The organism is Marinobacter daepoensis DSM 16072, from assembly GCF_000421165.1.
GTDB lineage: Bacteria > Pseudomonadota > Gammaproteobacteria > Pseudomonadales > Oleiphilaceae > Marinobacter > Marinobacter daepoensis.
Genome location: NZ_ATWI01000015.1, coordinates 1 through 17,797, shown reverse-complemented (window position 1 = coordinate 17,797; position 17,797 = coordinate 1). Strand labels below are relative to the sequence as shown.

The window sequence follows — 17,797 nt, the reverse complement described above, 5'->3', positions numbered from 1 at the left end:
TTGGGGGGGTTATGAAAACAAACCGACGTAACAACGCGTCAAACCGCTCTGGAATGACGTTTTCTCCACGCAGGCTCGGCCTGCCCATCGCGCTTCTGTGTGCATCACTGCTGTCAGGTTGCGCCGAGGAGAAAAGTGTTGCTCCGCCAGCTGTGCCGGTTCATGTCATGACGCTTGCCCCCCAGGATATCGAGCTGTTTGAACGCTTTACCGGCCAGGTCAGCAGCCAGCAGGAAGTCCAGCTTCGGGCACGGGTCTCCGGGGTCCTGCTTGAAAAACACTTTGAAGACGGCGCTTACGTGAACCAGGGCGATCTTCTGTTCACCATCGATGACCGGGATCTGAAAGCCCGTGTTCTGGAGGCAGAGGCCTCCCTCGATGCGGCCCGAAGTGATTACGAAAGGGCGCGGCTGGACGTGGAGCGTTATGAACCGCTTCTGGAAACCCAGGCCATAGCCCGCCAGGTTTATGACAACGCTTACGCAACCATGTCGGCGGCACGTTCGAGAATTGAGAATAGCAAGGCTCTGGTGGAGCAGGCCCGGTTGGCCGTTGAATATGCCTCTATCGTGTCGCCGGTGTCTGGCCGGATCGGTGCGGCAGAAGTTGATATCGGTGATCTGATCACGGCGGGCTCATCGCTGTTGGCAGAGGTGTCGACGACGGATATGTCGAGGGTGGAATTCAGCGTCAGTGAGCCAAAGCTGATTGAGTACGAGCGCCGCCACGGAAACATTGATAACGGCGCCAGGGACAAGCAGGTGCCCGTCAGCCTGTATCTGAGTGACGGTACGCTGTATGGCCATCCCGGTGTCATTAACTTCTCCGACCGGGCCCTGAACCCGTCTACCGGTACCATCAGAATGCGTGCGGATTTCCCGAATCCTGAGGGCACGCTGCGTCCGGGGATGTTCGCGCGAATAGAGCTGGTTACAGAGACGAGAGAGAACGTTCTCGCGGTGCCTGATAAAGCGGTCGAGCAATTGCTGAACAGTTATCGGGTGACAACGGTTGATGAGGAAGATATTGCGCGGAAGGTGGAGGTTGCCGTCGGGCCGAGACAGCAAGGCCTGTGGATCATCGAGGACGGATTGAATGCCGGTGACCGGATTGTCGTCGAAGGTATCCAGAAAGCAAGGGATGGTGTTCTTGTTGATGTTCTGGATCAGTCCGCTGCGGACAGTGGCAAACAGCAATAACGGGCCCGGGAGCTTTTAATTATGGCTAAGTTTTTCCTCCAGAGGCCGGTCTTTGCGGTCGTTCTCTCCATTGTACTGGTGCTGTCGGGTCTGTTGGTCCTTGTCGGTTTGCCAGTTTCCCAGTTTCCCGAAGTCGCGCCCCCAACGGTAGACATTAATACCGTGTACCCGGGTGCCGATGCGGAGACCGTGATTGATTCGGTTATTTCTCCCATGGATTCTCAGATCAACGGCGTCACTGACATGCGTTATATCCGCGCCGTGGCCGGAAACGACGGTTCGGCGAGGATTCAGGTGACGTTTGCGTTGGAGCGGGATGTTGATATCGCCGCGGTGGAAACCCAGAACCGTGTGAGTCAGGTGTCGTCGCGTCTTCCGCAGGAGGTTAACGACATTGGGGTTTCGGTCGCTAAATCATCCCCCGATGTGCTGATGTTCGCGGCCGTCTATTCCCCGGACAACAGCAAAGACCGGTCATTCCTCGACAACTATCTGAACAACTTTTGGGTGGATGAACTCAAGCGAACTCCGGGGGTGGGGGACCTGAAGGTCTTTGGCTCCGAGTTCGGTATGCGGGTCTGGTTGAAACCCGATCGTATGGCAGCGCTGGGCCTGACCCCGTCTGATATTGTGGCGGCGATTCAGGAGCAGAACAAGCAGGCTGCCGCCGGGCAGGTTGGCCAGCCGCCTGCCGATACCGAGAGTGGTTTTCAGTATTCCCTGACACTGCAGGGACGTTTGGTGGAAGTCAGTGATTTTGAGAACGTGATCCTGAGAGCCAACAGTGACGGTTCTATCCTGCGCCTTAAAGACGTTGCCCGGGTGGAACTGGGGGCCAAGGATTACAACATTTATGGTCAGTTCAATGACAACGTCAGTTCGGCCTTTGCTGTGTACCTTTCTCCCGGCGCCAATGCGATGGAAACCTCGGAGTTGCTCCGCGCCAAAATGCAGGAACTGAGCGGAGACCTGCCTTCCGGAGTGGACTACTCGGTTGTCTATGACACGTCGAAGTTTGTTGAGGCATCCATCGATGAGGTGGTCAAAACCTTCATTGAGGCGCTGGTGCTGGTCACGATTGTGGTCTTTATCTTCCTTCAGAACTGGCGAGCGACCCTTATTCCGATGCTGGCGGTGCCCATTTCCCTGATTGCCACGTTCATCAGCTATCAGGTGCTCGGGTTCTCCATCAATACGTTGTCACTGTTTGGGATGGTGCTGGCCATCGGGATTGTGGTGGACGACGCGATCGTGGTTGTGGAAGCCGTTGAAGAAAAGATGGAAAGCGAGGGTTTGTCGGCTTTCGAAGCGACTAAAAAGGCGATGGATGAAGTCTCAGGCGCCCTGGTGGCTATGGCGTTGGTGCTTGCGGTTGTTTTCATTCCCATGGCGTTTGTGCCCGGTGTGACAGGGCAGCTGTATAAGCAGTTTGCTTTGACCATCGCCGTTTCCACCATGTTCTCCGCTCTGGTTGCGCTGACGTTGTCGCCGGTTATGTGTGCCTCGATTCTCAAGCGTAAAGCTGAAGTTGAGGAAAATCCCGGGTTGATGACGCGCTTTTTCCGGGGCTTCAATCGGCGATTTGATCAGTTCACCCAGGGGTATCTGAAACTGACGGGGTCTATGGTTCGTGCGCTGAAACGCCTGGCGCTGTTCTTTGTGATCCTGATCATCGGTATCTATGCGTTGTCTTCGGTCACCCCGACCGGGTTTGTGCCAGAGGAAGACCAGGGGGCATTCTTTGTTCAGGCCCTGTTGCCCGAAGCCTCCACCACCACCCGGACAGAAGCCGTGGTGAACGATGTCTCCGAGAAGCTGCAGGCCCTGCCCGGAGTGGAAGGTGTTCTGGGGATTACCGGCTTTGACCTGATTACCGGCGTGTCTGCGTCCAACGGAGGCCTGTTGGTTGTCCAGCTTGAGGACTGGGGCGACCGCCAGAATGCGGAAGAGCAGCTCAGTGCCTTGCTGGGGAAAGCCCAGGAAATCGGAAGCCAGACCGAGGAGGCCATGGTGTTTGCCTTCAACCCTCCGGCCCTTCCTGGCTATGGGGCGGTGTCTGGCGTATCCATGATGTTGCAGGCTCAACGGGGTCAGTCACCGGATGAATTGTCGGCCATGACCCAGCAGTTTATTGCGGCCGCCACGGCGCGCCCGGAAATCGCGCATCTCAGCACCACATATGCGTCTGCGACGCCGAACTATCGGCTTGAGGTGGATCGGGAAAAGATCAAGAAGCTGGGCATTCCGGTCAGCGAAGTGTTTGGCACGCTGCAAATCTTCCTTGGTAGCTATCAGGTTAATGATTTCACCGTGTTCGGGGAAAACTACCGGGTAAGCCTGCAGGCTGAGCCGGAGTTCCGGAGAGATATCAAAACGCTGTCGGAGCTGCATGTACGTAATGCGTCAGGCGAGATGGTGCCGCTGGACACTCTGGTCAGCTATGAGCCGAGCACGTCACCCCGTTACATCATGCGTTACAACCTGTTCCCGTCTGCGGAGCTGACCGGCATTCCCGCACCGGGGTACAGCACCGGACAGGTTCTGGACGCGCTGAAAGAAGTTGCTGCGACCGAACTTCCTGACGGCTTTGGCTATACCTGGTCTGGCCAGACGCTGGAGGAAGTCGAAACCGGAAACACCGGCACCTACGTTCTGTTGTTGTCGATTGTCGCGGTGTTCCTGTTCCTGGCGGCGCTCTATGAAAGCTGGAGCGTGCCGTTTGCGGTTCTGCTGGCTGTTCCTTTTGGTTTGCTCGGGGTCTTTGCCGGTTTGCTGGCAACGGGTATGGAGTTCAACGTTTATGGCCAGATTGGTCTGGTAACTCTGGTTGGGCTATCGGCCAAGAACGCCATATTGATTGTTGAATACGCCAAGCTGCACTACGAGAAGAAAGGGTACTCCCTGATTGATGCGGCGATTGCCGCGGCCAGGTTGCGTCTGCGCCCCATTCTGATGACGTCTTTTGCCTTCATCCTTGGGGTGGTGCCGTTGATGATCGCCTCGGGGGCAGGTAGTGCCTCCAAGAACTCGGTTGGCCTGGTGGTGTTCTGCGGCATGTTTGTGGCCACCATGATGGGGGTGTTCTTTGTGCCGGCGTTCTACGTGATGGTTCAGAAATTGTCTGAAAAGTTCACGGGCGGCAAAAAGAACCGGGAGATCGCCGAACAATGAAAAAACTATTGATGGTTGCCGTGGCAATCGCTGGCCTCGGAGGATGCGCCGTAGGGCCGGATTACCAACGCCCTGACATGGACGTGCTGGCGCCTGGTTATGAAGTTGGGGAACCCGCTACGGATGCAGAGTCGCTGGCCAATGTTGAGTGGTTCGATCTTTTTGACGATCCGTATCTGGAGCAGCTGATCAGGACGGCGTTGGCGCAGAATACTGATCTTTCCATCGCGTTGACCCGGGTTGAGGAGGCCCGGGCGCGTATGGGGGTTGAAAAGAGTGGCTATGGGCCTGAAATCCGCGGATCGTTGAACACCGATGTTGCTCCGGGTGGTGGTGGCGACGATGCCACCTACAATGCCGGGGTCGGGTTTACCTGGGAGCTGGACGTTCTTGGCAAGATCCGCCGGGCTAATGAAGCGGCCCAAGCCAGCCTGTTGGCCACAGAGGAAGGTTCCCGGGCGGTCATGTCGACGCTGGTGGTCAGTGTGGCGCAGACCTGGTTCGCCCTGCTGGAGCTGGATGAGGAGCTCCGGATTATCGAGCGGACGCTGGTGACCCGGGAGCAGTCCCTTGCCCTGGTGCAGTCGCAGGTCGAGGCCGGTGTTGCTTCCAGAGCTGAAGAGCGCCAGGTGGCGGCTGAGGTGGCGGCGACGCGCACCCGTCTGCCAGAGATCCGAAAGGCGATCGCTCACGCGGAAAATACACTCTCCATCCTGCTGGGGCAGAGCCCCCGGCACTTTGACGATCGGCCAGAGGGGTTGCCCGTCCGGAATCTGGGCAACCGCGCCCTGGCGCTCGGGGTGCCGGCAGAGTTGCTGGATCGCCGGCCGGATGTTCGCAGTGCTGAGCAGCAGCTGCACGCCGCCACCGCAAAGGTGGGTGTTGCTGTCGCCAACCGCTTTCCCTTTCCGACCATTGGTCTGAGTGGATTTGCTGGCCGATACGCGACGGACTTTGGTGATCTGGGCAGCAGTGGAAATTCCCTGAACTTCAGTGGCTGGGGGCCATACATTGACCTTCCAATCATCGACTGGGGGCGTGCCAAGGGTAATGAAGAGGCTGCCCGGGCGGCAACACGGAGCGCTTTGTACGCCTATCGCGGTGCGGTTCTCCAGGCCCTCAAAGAAGTGTCTGATGGTGTCTACGCGTACGACTACTCTGCAGCGGCGATCGAGGCGAATCAGGACTACCTGACGGCGGTTCAGTCGAGCCTTGAGGTCCAGCGTTCTCTTTTCTCCAGTGGGGTGGCGGATTACCTGTCGGTCCTAGATTCGGAGCGGCAGCTGTTGTCGGCTGAGCTGAACCTTGCCCGGGCGCAACTGAGCCAGTTGGTGGCTTACCTCGACATATACCGCGCGCTCGGCGGAGGGTGGTCGGATACCGACCTGGTGTCGGTCGCTGAAGCCCAGGCGCCGACCGATGACTGAATCGTCTGGTGCGGCCGAGGTGGTTGCCTGCCCTGAGTGCGATCTCATGGTGAGACTGCCGGGCATCCAGGAAGATGCCCGGCTCGGTTGCCCCAGATGTCATCACACATTGAGTTATAGCGGGGAGGCTCGTCTCAGGCGGGCCCTCCCTCTTGGTGTATGTGCAGCGTTGTTGTTGCTGTTGTCGCTGTCGTTTCCGTTCATGTCTTTCGAAAGCGCCGGCGTGGAAAACCGGATGACCCTGATCCAGGCCAGTTGGGCGTTGTTGCTGGATGGCAGTTATGTGCTGTCGGCTCTGGTTATGGTGTTTATTGTGATTGCGCCAGCGGTTCTGGTGGCCTGTGTTCTCGTGGTGTCTTCGTTTATCTACCGGCAAAAGCCATCGGCTGGGGTGGCAACCGCAACCAAGCTGCTCTTTGGGCTGACAAGCTGGAGCATGGTGGAGGTCTTTATCATCGGAGTGTTTGTGAGTCTGGTGAAAATCGCTGCCATGGCCACGGTTGAACTGGGGGTTTCGCTCTGGGCCTACCTCGGCCTGTCTTTTGCGCTGGTGGGGGCGATTGCTTCACTGGACAAGGTCAGCATCTGGCGCCTTCTTGCTCAGAGCCGGGGGGGCGCCAGATGATGCCTCGAACCGCCAGGTCGGCCGGGAAGGTGGGTTGCTCGGTGTGCCACAAGGTCAACCCGGGTTCCGTGGCTCAATGCAGCCAGTGTGGCAGTCATCTGTATTCACGTATCCCTCATTCCCTGCAGAGAACCTATGCGCTGACTCTGGTTGCGATTGTGCTGTACATACCCGCAAACCTGTTGCCGATCACGTACACGGTTTATCTCGGGGCTTCCGGCCCCAGCACCATTTTTGGCGGCGTTGTCACTCTGTGGCAAATGGGGTCTGTAGGGATCGCACTGGTAATTTTCGTGGCCAGTGTGTTTGTCCCTGTGGCCAAGCTGGCGATCCTGCTTTACCTGTGTGAAGTGGTGCGTCGTCAGCGCATTGGAAACCCCCACAAAGTTGCCTTCCTGTACCGGTTGACCGAATTCATCGGGCGCTGGTCTATGATTGACGTCTTTGTGGTGGCGATCCTCGTCGCACTGGTCAGGCTCGGCAACATCATTTCCTTTTATCCCGGTCCGGCAGCACTCAGCTTCGCCGGTGTCGTTATTGTCACCATGGTTGCAGCCGCGCAGTTTGACCCGCGCCTGCTGTGGGACGTTAGTGAGAAATCAAACTATGAATGAGCCAACCGCGTCTGTAACACCGGCGCGAAAAATCAGCCTGGTCTGGCTGCTGCCGATACTGGTTCTGGCCATCGGTGGTTGGGTGACCGTTCAGTACTATCTGGCTCAGGGGCCTTTAGTGCAGATTTCATTGAGTACCGCCGAAGGCCTTGAAGCCGGGCGCACCCGGGTGCGAGCCCTGAGTGTCGACATCGGTGTGGTTGAGGACATCCGGTTGTCCGATAACCTTGATGGCGTAATGGTGACCGCTCGTCTCGACCCGGGTACCCGCCACTTGCTGAATCAGGAAACGAAATTCTGGGTGGTCAGGCCGCGAATCACTGCCGAGCGAGTCTCTGGCCTTGGAACCCTGCTTTCTGGCGCCTACATCGAGCTGTACCCGGGGAAAGAGGGGGAGGCCCAGCGCAGCTTTCAGGGGTTGGATCAGGAACCAGATTCCCTGCCTGGCGCTGCGGGGCTGCGTGTTGAGCTCTATGGTGAATCTGCTTCTTCAGTGACCACCGGGGCGCCTGTCCTGTTCCGGGGGTTAAGGGTGGGGCGCGTTGAGTCAGTGGGGTTGTCTGACGATTACCGGGAGTCACGCATCACGGTACTCATAGAGGAGCCCTACGATAAAGTGATTACCAGCAATACCCGCTTCTGGAACGCCAGCGGCATTAATGTCTCGACCAGCGCAGACGGTATCGAAGTCAATACACAGTCCCTGACGGCGCTGATGTCGGGAGGGATTGCCTTTTCCGTACCGGAGGAGTCGGGGAAGGGCGAGGTGGTTGAGGCCGGCGCCCGATTCCGCCTTTATCAGTCCCAGTGGGAGGCAGAAGATGCACCGTATTCCGTGGGGGTGGATTACGCTCTCCTGTTCCATAGATCCTTGCGGGGCCTGAGTGAGGGCGCTCCGGTTGATTATCGTGGGATCCGGGTTGGAACGGTGAAGGAAATCATGAGCGTTGAACTGGCTGAATCTGACCAGGCCAATGCCGTATCGGTCATTATTCGCGTTGAGCCGGGCCGGATCGGGTTGCCGGATGTTTGGTCCTCCGTTGAGGAAGTCCGGCACAGGATCGACCGGATCGTCTCTGAATCGGGATTCAGTGCCAGCCTTGAAACCGGCAATGTCCTGACCGGTGAGTTGTTTGTCGCGCTGGATTACCGGGCGGCAGAGGATGGAGGCCAGGTTGGGCGCTATCGCGGGTATCCAACCATTCCTACCGTTGAGACTGGCCTGGTCCGACTGGAGGAGCAGCTTTCAACGTTACTGACCAAGCTTAATGGCCTGCCTATGGAGGCGGCACTGGATGAGACCCGGGTAGCCCTGTCGTCGCTGCGCGACACTCTGGATTCTGTTAGTGCACTGGTGAGCCAGGAGGACACCATGCAATTGCCTGGAGCGTTGGCTGGGACAATGGCCGCCGTTAGGGAAACCGTGGAGAACTATGGGGCAGGCTCAGAGACTGAGCAGAACGTTAATCGCTCTCTTCAGCAACTGAATGCCACCCTGCGTGAGGTGAAGTCGCTGACAGAGACCATCGGAGATCAGCCCAGCGCGCTCCTTTTCCCGCCTGAATGGGCACCAGATCCAGAACCGAAAGTGAGACATTAACCATGAAAACATGCTATTCCCGGTGGTTCCGGACATCCCTGCTGACCCTGCTGGCCTTCCTGGTATCCGGCTGTGCGACGCAGCCTGCGCCGGAGAGACATACTTATCTTTTGAGAGTCCCTCAGGGGGAGGCGAGCCCGGTCAGCCCGGGGCGCCTGTCGCTGGCTCATGTGGCTGTACCTGGGTATCTGGAGGCTCAGGAGGTGATGTTGATGGTATCGGCCACTGAGGTTCGCCCGGCCCGCTTTCACCGCTGGGCTGAGCCGCCACGCGAGGGGCTAACCCGATATCTCTCAAACCGCTTGGCAAACGAACCGGTAGCGACGGATTACCGGGTTGATGTTGTGGTAGAGGAACTGCTCGGGACGGAGAAAGGCAGCGTACGCCTGCGTGCTGATTATGCTCTTGAAGATGAGGCCGGGCAGGTGGTTAGAGGGCATTTTGACCGCACCGTGGCCCAGTCCTCCGACGGATATCCGGCTTTGGTTGAAGCCCATGCCCGGCTGCTCGACCAGTTGGCCGAGGCCATTGTTGCAACGGTGCCCGAAAGAGCTCCCTGAATACGGTGCGCTCCGGCGGTTGAGACCGGAAACCGAGTGGAAAACCGCTCCGGGGGCGTGACCGCAGCCTCCACAAACGGCACACTACTGCTCAGGCTAACCGGTCTGGAGGAAAAGAGTGAAACGACTTCTGGTGTGTGCCCATGCGCCCTCATTGAACACCATCCGTATGCGGGATGCCCTTGAGAAGGGGGCCTGCCATCCGGACATTGTCGGGGTGGACGTGATTGTTAAAGCGCCACTGGAGACAGGGCCTGATGACATTCTGAGCTGTGATGCCATCGTCATCGGTACCACCGAAAACCTCGGTTACATGGCAGGTTTGATCAAGGATGTGTTTGATCGATGTTACTATGAGTGCCTCGAAAAGACTGAGGGACTTCCTTTTGCGTTCTATGTTCGGGCAGGTCACGACGGCACGGGTACTCACAGAGCAATAGAGAGCATTACTACCGGCTTAAGATGGCGTCTGGTTCAAGAGCCTCTCATCTGTCGTGGGGAATTTCAGGAGGAGTTTGCTGATCAATGTGAGAGGCTGGGGTTGTCGATGGCAGCCAGCCTGGAGGCGGGAATTATCTGAGATGGTCAGTTGAGGAAAAACTAAGCCCAGCTAACCTGCCAAACCCCTCATATGGCAATGGCCATCTTGAGCAGACTCTTAATATCTATTTTTATGGGAACCATAAGTTGGTCAGTTTGGCCACTTTGCGGTCACACAGGCAACCGCTTGAGGCCGCCCGGAATGTCTTTTTTTAAACAAAAGCGGACATTCGAGTTAGGGCTTTCTTCCGGAACTTCCAAACTCATCACAGTCCATACATCCATTATGGTTTGCGGAGCAAATTGCAGACGTTGAATGGTTACATGGCAGAGATGGCCATGCTCGGCTAAGCTATTGTTTTATTGATTCATGTGTAGAGTTGGCAATGGTTCGAAGTTAGTAATAATCACGTAGTCAAATTTCTGTAATGATAAAGCGCGCTGTCTAATTGCTGTTAGCTTTTCAGGGGGAAGGGAGAAAGATGGCAGCAAAACGATTATCACCTGCGGCAATCGTCGCTCTTAAGGAATCTCTGTGTAGCGTCTACTGGTACAAGGCCGACCTACGGAGCTTTCTTTCGAATTCAGTGAGCAACAAAGCGCTGGTAAGTTCCTTGAACTGGGAAAACTACAAACGGCAAATAGTTGCTGATTTGGTGGATACTTTGACCGGTAATCAGGACAGGTATCTAGGTGACCTGACCAAGCTTTGCTACGAAGTGACTAGCATTTGCAATTTCTCACACCTAGAGCAGCTTGATGGCGGTCAGCAAAAAGCGCGCAGAGCCAAAGAGGCTGTCGAACAACTACGACAACTGGTAGAACCTCATCAAGACAAGAAGAAAGATGAGGAAGAATTTGAACGTAGGCAAAAAGAGCGAGAAGAAAAGCTCAGGTCAAATCAGGCAGTCCGAGCGAAACTGGCCGAATTGAACACGCGCTTTATGGCAATCGCGGCGGGAACGAATCCGCAAAATCGCGGATTTGATCTCGAACGTTTAATGTATGACGTGTTCGAGCTTTTTGATCTCGATCCGAAAGCATCCTTCCGAAATGTTGGCGAACAAATAGATGGTGGCTTTTTTCTGGAGGGCACTGATTACCTGTTTGAGGCGAAATGGCAACAGGGACTCATTGGCGTTGAAGATCTCGATGCCTTCTCGCGAAAGGTCGAACGCAAACTAGAAAACACCCTTGGCGTATTCTTGTCTATGAACGGATTTTCGCCAGATGGAGTCGCAGCACACTCCAGCGCAAGGCCAAGCATCATCTTGATGGATGGAGCCGATTTGATGGCAGTTCTGGAGGAGCGGATTGATTTTGTCACTTTGTTGCTCCGCAAGAAGCGGCATGCTGCTCACACTGGCAATATCTATCTGAAGGTACATGAAATCACGCGATGAGCTAAAAAAACCATGAACGCGGGCAGCAAAAAATGACGCTCCTCGTTCCTCGTCTATCTGTCTTTTTTGCTGCCGGTGGCAAGCCCCCGATATCCTAGACACTCCGGCCATCTGAAATGGTACGTTGAATTGCTCGGGCAACACGATTAGTCGTGAGTCGTCAAGGTGCACTGATAACAACAACACGATATAAAGTAACATTTTGTTGCACGGTTCCAGTAGGGCTCTACTATTCTTTGAATGCTTGCACTGAGGATCAGTGCAATATTTCAGTAAAAGGAGAACATTGTGCACAAGATTAGAGTCTTTTCCTCATCCTGTATCGTGGTTTGCGTCCTTGGCTCACCATCACTTCTTGCAGCCCCGTCTGTCCCACTTTCATCTGCCCCAGCAGATTTTTCTAAGATCGAAACAATCTCTAGCGGCAAGGGCCAGGCAGCGTCTACCCAACCAGAAAAGACCTACTACAACTTCGAAGCGGTGCCGGTCCGGTCATATAAACCGTTGGAGCGCCAACCTAAGGTTGATGCCACATCAGAGACGGATACTCAAATACAATCGAAAATAGCAACCAGCGCCATAACTCCACTCTGCACCACGCTCAGCACAGACACTTCGTACACGCTGGACGGCACCACTACGGGAGGCTCATACTGCTATCACTTTGAAATAACGCAGCGTGCCAAAACACAAGTGTTCTTGACTGGACAAAATGCCAATACGGATTTCGCGCTGACGTTGGTGAGGCACGAGGAAGACGATACTCTGACGTCACTTGGGACATCGGACCAGCCCGGTAACGCCGATGAAGGGCTTCTGGCACTTACGCAACCTGGAAACTACTACTGGTTGATGGATGCTAATGCCTCGGATGGATCAGCCTTTCAGTTTGGGGCAATAGCGAATACAGCTATAGACGCCCATGAGCTGAATGACGCAGTAAGCCTGTCAACAACTATCCCCAATAACCGAACTCCAATGATCGGTAGTATGGACAGCGCCCAGGATATCGATTATTTCAGTTTCGTTGCAGAAAATGGACAAGATTTGCAGCTACGATTCACCGATACCTACAGTCAAAACGAGTGGGTGGTCGAGTACTTTACAGGCACCGCCTGGAGCTCTCTAAACACCAACACACTCTACAACCTTAATGACTTACCAACGCCCTATACACTTCACGTTCGGGTTTCCCCGAATCCGGCAGCGCCCGTTAATCCAGCACATGAATATGAGCTAGTAGTGGGGGCCCGGGTCACTGCTTCCGACAGCGTGGATGTCGGAAGCGATGAGAATCTAGTTCGCATGAGTAATACACCTGTTTTCCTAACTGACCAGGTACATAACGAGTTGAATTGGTCCATGCGAGTTCTTGATTCCAGAGGAAATCCCGTCGAAGGGGCAGAGGTAACTTTTTATTATTATACTAATGACATTCCATTGACAGGCGATACCGTGATTAGCAAGTCGAGTGGCATCGCCAGTAATACGATCTCATTACCTGATTGCATTGGCTCCTATTCCACCACTGATTATTCAGGCGGCTATACGTGGCTATCGGAGTTTAATGTCGGGGAATGGTGGATTCGGGTGAAGGATACAGATCATAATGACGTAGGAGTAGGAGGCGATAACTATCCGGCCGTGACCTTGGGACACGTCTGCGACCAGACCATTCAGTAAATGTCCGAGGCCCAAGCAATGTTTGGGCCTCGACTTGACTCTGCCTACAGCGTGATCAGCCCAAAATCGTCAGGCTTGGAATAGCCAACGGAGGCGTTAGCGCTGATCTGATCCATCAAGGCACGTCCACCGTAAGCGAAGAGGCTTTCGTAATCAGTAGGGTCTATCGGGTTCAAGTCGTAGCTTCCTCCCGGTTCATGCGCCTGCAGGTAGGTGCGAAGATCAACAATTTCCCCAAAGTTTTCCTGGGAGACGTCGAACCGACCGATACCATTACTCACGCCAGCCGGTCCACGATCCAGTTCGAGCGCCCGACTCATCGTAGAAGCCACCTGGTTGGCATGATACTTGACATCCACTGCTGAAAACGCGTCCTCAAGGGCGTTGCGATCCTCAGATGATAGGGCGTTGCTACCTTCCGAAAATACCAATGCACCGTTGGCAACGGAAAATCCCCAATCCTTTTTCTGCAGATCCGGTTGTAGGGATTCGATTGCCATATCATAGGCGCGCTTTAGGTCAGCTGATGCCGTGGCAATCCCTTTGGACAACGTCTGCATCATCTCAATCATTCTGGTACGGGATGCTTCAGGACTTTCCTTCGGCATTTTGTATATTCTGTCAATGACATGGCCGTTGGTATCTGGAAGATTATCTTTTGAGCCATGATAAATAACCGACGTCACCTCCGTGGGCCGGAACTCCGCATCAATTGGGGTCGCCCGCGTGATCTTTGCGTTACCATTGGAGTACACATCCTGTTGATTAATCGAACGCGACAAGTGGTTCAAGTCCATTCTGTTAACCTCCTTCAAAAGACTCTATTTAGTTATCGGAGTATTCCCGAGAAACTTTAATTACTCAACCGATGACGAATCGCCAGCTTCCAAAGCTTATGAATGTAAAACAGTGCGCGGAAGCCTCCAGTGAATGCTGGTGACACGCAAGCATTCGGCCCCTGAAAAATGGCCGGAACCGGCCCATTATTTTTACCTCGTTGCCATGCTGGTCCCGCGCCAGCTATCGGGCAATAGCGCGAAGGCTATGATCCTAATGCTTCAAAAATATGAGTGTCTGGCGATCAGTGGTGCTGAGGTGATGATAGTGTTTTCCAAGGCCACACGATACTCGATTAGAGGGTGTTGCACTTAGTTATTGAGACCGCGAGTTATTCAATGCAAAATCTCCCTGCAGATAATCACCGCTGACTTCCAGTTTATAAACTGTTGTTGACCGGACTAAGCAACTCCGCATTTCACTGCGTGCTTTTTGGTAACTTTCATCGGCTATTTGATGATCTTTTTCCCATTGCTCTCGATTGGGCCACTGAGCATAGCCAACTAAGATATTTGGCCTGTCCGAGGTATGAAGCCTTGAACCAAAACTACCGCAATGCTCATAAATGGCTTTGGTGACTTCAAGCCAAGCTTCACGAAACGAAGTTTCGGTACCGTCCTTTATTTCAAACTCATACACTACGATAAACATCCACTTCTTTCCTAAGTGCTAACAGAGCATAGAAGTTCCCTGGCGCGGCAGACCCGCCGCGTGGTAACCCAACTGTGCGGCGGGCACCCGCGCACCAGCCGGAACATGCGGTGGAAGTGGAATCCGGACATATTCGCCAGTGAGGCAAGGTCAGTGAGGTGAATTGGCGTTGCGAGATATGCCTCAATGTAGTCGTCCACTCTCCGCGAATGGCTCGTGAAATGGCACAACCAGCCACTCTACCGTCAGAAGAGGTTGCCCGTGATGTTGCCTGATGGATCAGTGCAAGGCCAGGTGGTTTGCGCCAAGCCCTATGTGTCAGCGTGAAATTACTAATAAGCGTAAAACAATTCATCGGCCGCCAAATCAGCTACTAATTCCCTTAGCCATCGATGGGCAGTGTCACTTTCTTTCCGTGAATGCCAGACTTGCTCGAACCTAAAGGGAGCAATTGCTAACGGCGGCTCAAACACTGAGAAGCGGGTATTCAACGCAACACTTGCTGTGTTTCGACGGGCTACGGTCAGTATTAAATCCGTACCCGAGACTATGTCACTGCCTACCCCCCAGTAGGGTAGGCGCAAGGCAATATGCCGCTGCAAGCCTTGCTGTTCCAAGGCCAGGTCAATTTCATTTTCCGCCTCAGGGTTCACTGTCAGCAGAACATGGGGTCTTCGTAGCCATGCATTCAGATCTGGTATTCCATCGACCAGGGTTTCGGCATCAGCAACGCAGACAAAAGTCTCAGTAAAAAGGGTTTGGCGGTGCAATTGATCGCCGAGTGGCGGAAAAACGCCTAGAGCCAGGTCGATCTCCCCATCAACTAGACCAGCAACCATAGCCTCTCGACTTGCGTACTTTACGACTAGCTCAATACCGGGCGCAACCTCACGTATGGCTCGGATCAGCTGGGGCAATACTACCTGGGCTCCGTAGTCTGACATTGCAAGCCGAAACATGCGCCGGCTTTGCCCGGGAATAAAACCAGGGGGGTCAAGCAGACTGTCTAATCGTCTGAGAGCTTCCTCCAGTAGTGGTTGTATCTCGTTGGCACGCGATGTTAGTTCAAACCGATTGCCATTGCGCACTAAAAGTGGATCATCGAACAGCTCGCGCAACCGCGCCAAAGCGTGGCTGACGGTTGGTTGGCTTTTATGTAGTCGAAGCGCAGCCCGGGAAATATGCTTCTCCTCCAGCAAAGCCTGGAGGGTTAGCAACAGATTAAGATCTATACGCCTTAGCAATCCCATAACGCAAATACCTTAGTCGCGTGACAACAACTCGCCTTCAGAGGAAGACTTTGAATCGTTGGGCATCGTCAATAAAAGTTTTCTCGTGGGGCGTATGATCGATGCCGCCAAATGGCATTTGCGCACGCAAAACCCACTGATCTGGCAGTTTCCAGCGTTGGGCGATTGCGTTGTCGATGAGTGGGTTGTAATGCTGCAAGGAGGCGCCCAGGCCTTCCTCAGTCAGTGCAACCCAGACGGCAAACTGTGCCATTGCGGAGGCCTGTTCAGACCAGAACGGAAAATGCTCTGCATATAGCGGAAGCGCCTTTTGCAGCTCGTCAACTACCTGGCGATCCTCATAGAACAGTACAGTGCCCATGCCGCTGGCAAAACTGTCGTCAATTTTCGCCTCAGTTTTTGGGTAATCCTTTTCGGGCACTCGTTGTGCCAGTGCAGATTTTACCAGCTCCCAGAACGTTTGGTGGTGCTCCCCGAATAACACCACAACTCGGGTACTTTGTGAATTAAAAGCACTGGGTGTTTGTTTTACTACTGCTTTAATCAATCGCGTAAGTGTTTCCGGTGGCGTTGTCACATTGCGATTCAAACGGTAAATGGAGCGTCGTTGTTCCATCATGTCTAAAAATCGGTTTTTCATTTGTCTACCTTTGCGCATAATTGGCAAAAAAATAATAGGTCTTCAACTGTTATGTGTTTTTTCTCAGCTCCATTGGAGGGGGCATTGTTTTATCCTTGCCTTCGGTTGCAGATGGTGACCACTGCACGAGCAGCATACCCGCAAAAATCAAAACGACACCAACACCCTTGGCCACAGTTGTTGGCTTCTCGGGCATCCCAAACAATCCGTGATGGTCGATAGTCAGCGAAACCAATAACTGCCCTGCAATCACCGCGACAATAAATGCTGTTGCACCGATTCGAGGCGCAACTATCAAGGCCGAAGTGATAAAAAACACTCCGGCTGCACCGCCCAACCAAGCCCAAAAGGGAAGCTGAAAAGCACTTTTAACCAAAGGAAAAGGTACTTTTGCCAAAGCCATCACGGGTATGAGAGCGATCACACTAACCAATAAAGATGTCATGCTCCCCCAGAGCGGGTGTCCAAAAGTACGGCCCAGCAACGCGTTGCTGGCAGCTTGGAACGGAACAACCGCCCCCGCCAATATGGCCAGAAAAATTAAAGAAGAGGCGAATAGTGGGAACGAGGATTTCATGGAGCATCTCGGCTTTTCAAGAATGGTGTGGATTAGTATCACACCGTACTTTTATTTCGGGAAATTCGATTATTTATAAACGGTTATTCGCCGGAGGAATTGTCATGAGCAAGCTTGCGAAATTGTGCAGGAGTTCGACCGGTTTGCGCGCGAAACACGCGGGTAAGATGACTCTGGCTCGAAAAGCCGCAGTGGACCGCAATGTCAGCAATCGGTGCCTCTAAGCGTAGATATTTCCTTGTGCGGCAGACCCGCCGCCGGGTAACCCAGCTGTGGGGCGGGCAGCCGCGTACCAGCCGGAACATGCGGTGGAAGTGGTACTCGGACATGTTAGCCAGTGATGCAAGGTCATTGAGGTGGATTGGCGTTGCGAGATAAGCCTCAATGTAGTCGTCCACCCTCTGCAAAATATGAGGTGCAAGCCCCCCAAGAAAGCGTATTTTCCGCCCGGGAAGCACGCCGATCAGATCAGCCATGGCGCTGTCTGCCTGAAGTGTATTGGAGACTCTGAATAAGTCTCCGAAATCAGCGATAATACGGCCATCGTCAACCGCATAGGATCGTTGCCACCATGGATCAGATCACTTTCTCCGAAGCCGAGTACCAGACCAAGAAGCGCAAAACCCGCCGCGAGATCTTTCTGGAACGGATGGACAAGCTGATTCCCTGGAAACAGCTGGAGAAGAAGGTGGCCCGATATTACCCCAAGGGTCAGAACGGACGCCCTCCCTATCCGTTGTCTGCCATGCTGCGTGTTCACTGCATGCAGTTGTTCTACAACCTCAGTGGTCCTGCCATGGAAGACGCGCTGTACGAGATCGAATCCATGCGTCAGTTCGCCGGGCTGAAGCTGGACCGTCTGCCGGATGAAACCACGATTCTGAAGTTTCGTCATTTCCTGGAGCAACATGGCCTTGGCAACGTGCTGTTCAAAGAAGTGAACAAGCACCTGGAGAAAAATGGCCTGATGCTGCGTGAAGGCAGCATTGTGGACGCCACCATTATCTCTGCGCCCAGCTC

18 protein-coding genes are annotated in these 17,797 nt (G+C 54.2%); 11 read left to right on the top strand and 7 right to left on the bottom strand.

Translation table 11 applies throughout. The annotated features are described in order from the left end of the window. The first annotated feature begins 11 nt into the window (after positions 1 to 11). From K325_RS0116990 to K325_RS0116950, 10 genes are all read left to right on the top strand, one after another. Positions 12 to 1,199, top strand: a complete 1,188-nt coding sequence (locus K325_RS0116990; RefSeq protein ID WP_051146699.1) for an efflux RND transporter periplasmic adaptor subunit — start codon at positions 12 to 14, stop codon at positions 1,197 to 1,199. 21 nt (positions 1,200 to 1,220) lie between these two features. After that, a complete protein-coding gene (locus tag K325_RS0116985) occupies positions 1,221 to 4,370 on the top strand; it encodes an efflux RND transporter permease subunit (RefSeq protein ID WP_029655454.1) in 3,150 nt (1,049 codons plus the stop codon). Next, complete coding sequence (locus tag K325_RS0116980) at positions 4,367 to 5,797, top strand: efflux transporter outer membrane subunit (protein WP_029655453.1); 1,431 nt, start codon at positions 4,367 to 4,369, stop codon at positions 5,795 to 5,797. Before K325_RS0116985 ends, K325_RS0116980 begins: the two co-directional genes overlap by 4 nt. Further along, positions 5,790 to 6,422, top strand: a complete 633-nt coding sequence (locus tag K325_RS18315) for a paraquat-inducible protein A (protein WP_051146698.1) — start codon at positions 5,790 to 5,792, stop codon at positions 6,420 to 6,422. The genes K325_RS0116980 and K325_RS18315 overlap by 8 nt, the downstream gene beginning before the upstream one ends. Further along, positions 6,419 to 7,036, top strand: a complete 618-nt coding sequence (locus K325_RS18310; protein ID WP_051146697.1) for a paraquat-inducible protein A — start codon at positions 6,419 to 6,421, stop codon at positions 7,034 to 7,036. The genes K325_RS18315 and K325_RS18310 overlap by 4 nt, the downstream gene beginning before the upstream one ends. Next, a complete protein-coding gene (gene pqiB, locus K325_RS0116970; protein ID WP_029655452.1) occupies positions 7,029 to 8,636 on the top strand; it encodes an intermembrane transport protein PqiB in 1,608 nt (535 codons plus the stop codon). Before K325_RS18310 ends, pqiB begins: the two co-directional genes overlap by 8 nt. A 2-nt stretch (positions 8,637 to 8,638) precedes the next feature. Further along, positions 8,639 to 9,196: a PqiC family protein gene (locus K325_RS0116965; protein ID WP_029655451.1), complete on the top strand. Its 558-nt coding sequence runs from the start codon at positions 8,639 to 8,641 to the stop codon at positions 9,194 to 9,196. Positions 9,197 to 9,314: 118 nt separating this feature from the next. Then, positions 9,315 to 9,776, top strand: a complete 462-nt coding sequence (locus K325_RS0116960; protein ID WP_029655450.1) for a flavodoxin family protein — start codon at positions 9,315 to 9,317, stop codon at positions 9,774 to 9,776. A gap of 442 nt (positions 9,777 to 10,218) precedes the next feature. Further along, entirely contained in the window at positions 10,219 to 11,139 is a 921-nt protein-coding gene (locus K325_RS0116955) for a restriction endonuclease (protein WP_029655449.1), read from the top strand. A gap of 288 nt (positions 11,140 to 11,427) precedes the next feature. Then, on the top strand, positions 11,428 to 12,822 hold the full coding sequence (locus K325_RS0116950; protein ID WP_029655448.1) for a hypothetical protein: 1,395 nt from the start codon (positions 11,428 to 11,430) through the stop codon (positions 12,820 to 12,822). A 44-nt stretch (positions 12,823 to 12,866) separates the two neighbouring features. Here the strand turns inward: K325_RS0116950 and K325_RS0116945 are convergent, their stop codons facing one another. The 7 genes from K325_RS0116945 to K325_RS0116915 all read right to left on the bottom strand — a co-directional run bounded on the left by K325_RS0116945 (position 12,867) and on the right by K325_RS0116915 (position 17,253). Then, positions 12,867 to 13,619, bottom strand: a complete 753-nt coding sequence (locus K325_RS0116945) for a hypothetical protein (protein ID WP_029655447.1) — start codon at positions 13,617 to 13,619, stop codon at positions 12,867 to 12,869. Positions 13,620 to 13,974: 355 nt separating this feature from the next. Beyond that, a complete protein-coding gene (locus tag K325_RS0116935; RefSeq protein WP_051146696.1) occupies positions 13,975 to 14,310 on the bottom strand; it encodes a putative quinol monooxygenase in 336 nt (111 codons plus the stop codon). 11 nt (positions 14,311 to 14,321) lie between these two features. Beyond that, entirely contained in the window at positions 14,322 to 14,510 is a 189-nt protein-coding gene (locus K325_RS18630) for a helix-turn-helix domain-containing protein (RefSeq protein WP_228128480.1), read from the bottom strand. 132 nt (positions 14,511 to 14,642) lie between these two features. Next, on the bottom strand, positions 14,643 to 15,560 hold the full coding sequence (locus tag K325_RS0116930) for a LysR family transcriptional regulator (RefSeq protein ID WP_029655444.1): 918 nt from the start codon (positions 15,558 to 15,560) through the stop codon (positions 14,643 to 14,645). A 37-nt stretch (positions 15,561 to 15,597) separates the two neighbouring features. Continuing rightward, the gene (locus K325_RS0116925; protein ID WP_029655443.1) at positions 15,598 to 16,200 is read right to left on the bottom strand and encodes a nitroreductase family protein; all 603 of its coding nucleotides are present in this window, start codon (positions 16,198 to 16,200) and stop codon (positions 15,598 to 15,600) included. A gap of 49 nt (positions 16,201 to 16,249) precedes the next feature. Next, on the bottom strand, positions 16,250 to 16,777 hold the full coding sequence (locus K325_RS0116920; protein WP_051146695.1) for a DMT family transporter: 528 nt from the start codon (positions 16,775 to 16,777) through the stop codon (positions 16,250 to 16,252). Between the two features lie 83 nt (positions 16,778 to 16,860). Further along, complete coding sequence (locus K325_RS0116915) at positions 16,861 to 17,253, bottom strand: helix-turn-helix transcriptional regulator (protein ID WP_084694276.1); 393 nt, start codon at positions 17,251 to 17,253, stop codon at positions 16,861 to 16,863. 95 nt (positions 17,254 to 17,348) lie between these two features. Between K325_RS0116915 and K325_RS0116910 the strand changes: the two genes are divergently transcribed. Beyond that, positions 17,349 to 17,797 (top strand): IS5 family transposase (locus K325_RS0116910; protein ID WP_029655440.1); only part of this gene is annotated, 449 nt, incomplete at its 3' end.

Bases quoted from the DNA above. Each gene is read 5' to 3' on its own strand.
- K325_RS0116915 (WP_084694276.1), bottom strand. From the start codon at position 17,253: ATGGCTGATCTGATCGGCGTGCTTCCCGGGCGGAAAATACGCTTTCTT.
- K325_RS0116925 (WP_029655443.1), bottom strand. From the start codon at position 16,200: ATGAAAAACCGATTTTTAGACATGATGGAACAACGACGCTCCATTTAC.
- K325_RS0116980 (WP_029655453.1), top strand. From the start codon at position 4,367: ATGAAAAAACTATTGATGGTTGCCGTGGCAATCGCTGGCCTCGGAGGA.
- K325_RS0116985 (WP_029655454.1), top strand. From the start codon at position 1,221: ATGGCTAAGTTTTTCCTCCAGAGGCCGGTCTTTGCGGTCGTTCTCTCC.
- K325_RS0116965 (WP_029655451.1), top strand. From the start codon at position 8,639: ATGAAAACATGCTATTCCCGGTGGTTCCGGACATCCCTGCTGACCCTG.
- K325_RS0116945 (WP_029655447.1), bottom strand. From the start codon at position 13,619: ATGGACTTGAACCACTTGTCGCGTTCGATTAATCAACAGGATGTGTAC.
- K325_RS18315 (WP_051146698.1), top strand. From the start codon at position 5,790: ATGACTGAATCGTCTGGTGCGGCCGAGGTGGTTGCCTGCCCTGAGTGC.
- K325_RS0116920 (WP_051146695.1), bottom strand. From the start codon at position 16,777: ATGAAATCCTCGTTCCCACTATTCGCCTCTTCTTTAATTTTTCTGGCC.
- K325_RS0116935 (WP_051146696.1), bottom strand. From the start codon at position 14,310: ATGTTTATCGTAGTGTATGAGTTTGAAATAAAGGACGGTACCGAAACT.
- K325_RS0116955 (WP_029655449.1), top strand. From the start codon at position 10,219: ATGGCAGCAAAACGATTATCACCTGCGGCAATCGTCGCTCTTAAGGAA.
- K325_RS0116930 (WP_029655444.1), bottom strand. From the start codon at position 15,560: ATGGGATTGCTAAGGCGTATAGATCTTAATCTGTTGCTAACCCTCCAG.
- pqiB (WP_029655452.1), top strand. From the start codon at position 7,029: ATGAATGAGCCAACCGCGTCTGTAACACCGGCGCGAAAAATCAGCCTG.
- K325_RS18310 (WP_051146697.1), top strand. From the start codon at position 6,419: ATGATGCCTCGAACCGCCAGGTCGGCCGGGAAGGTGGGTTGCTCGGTG.
- K325_RS0116990 (WP_051146699.1), top strand. From the start codon at position 12: ATGAAAACAAACCGACGTAACAACGCGTCAAACCGCTCTGGAATGACG.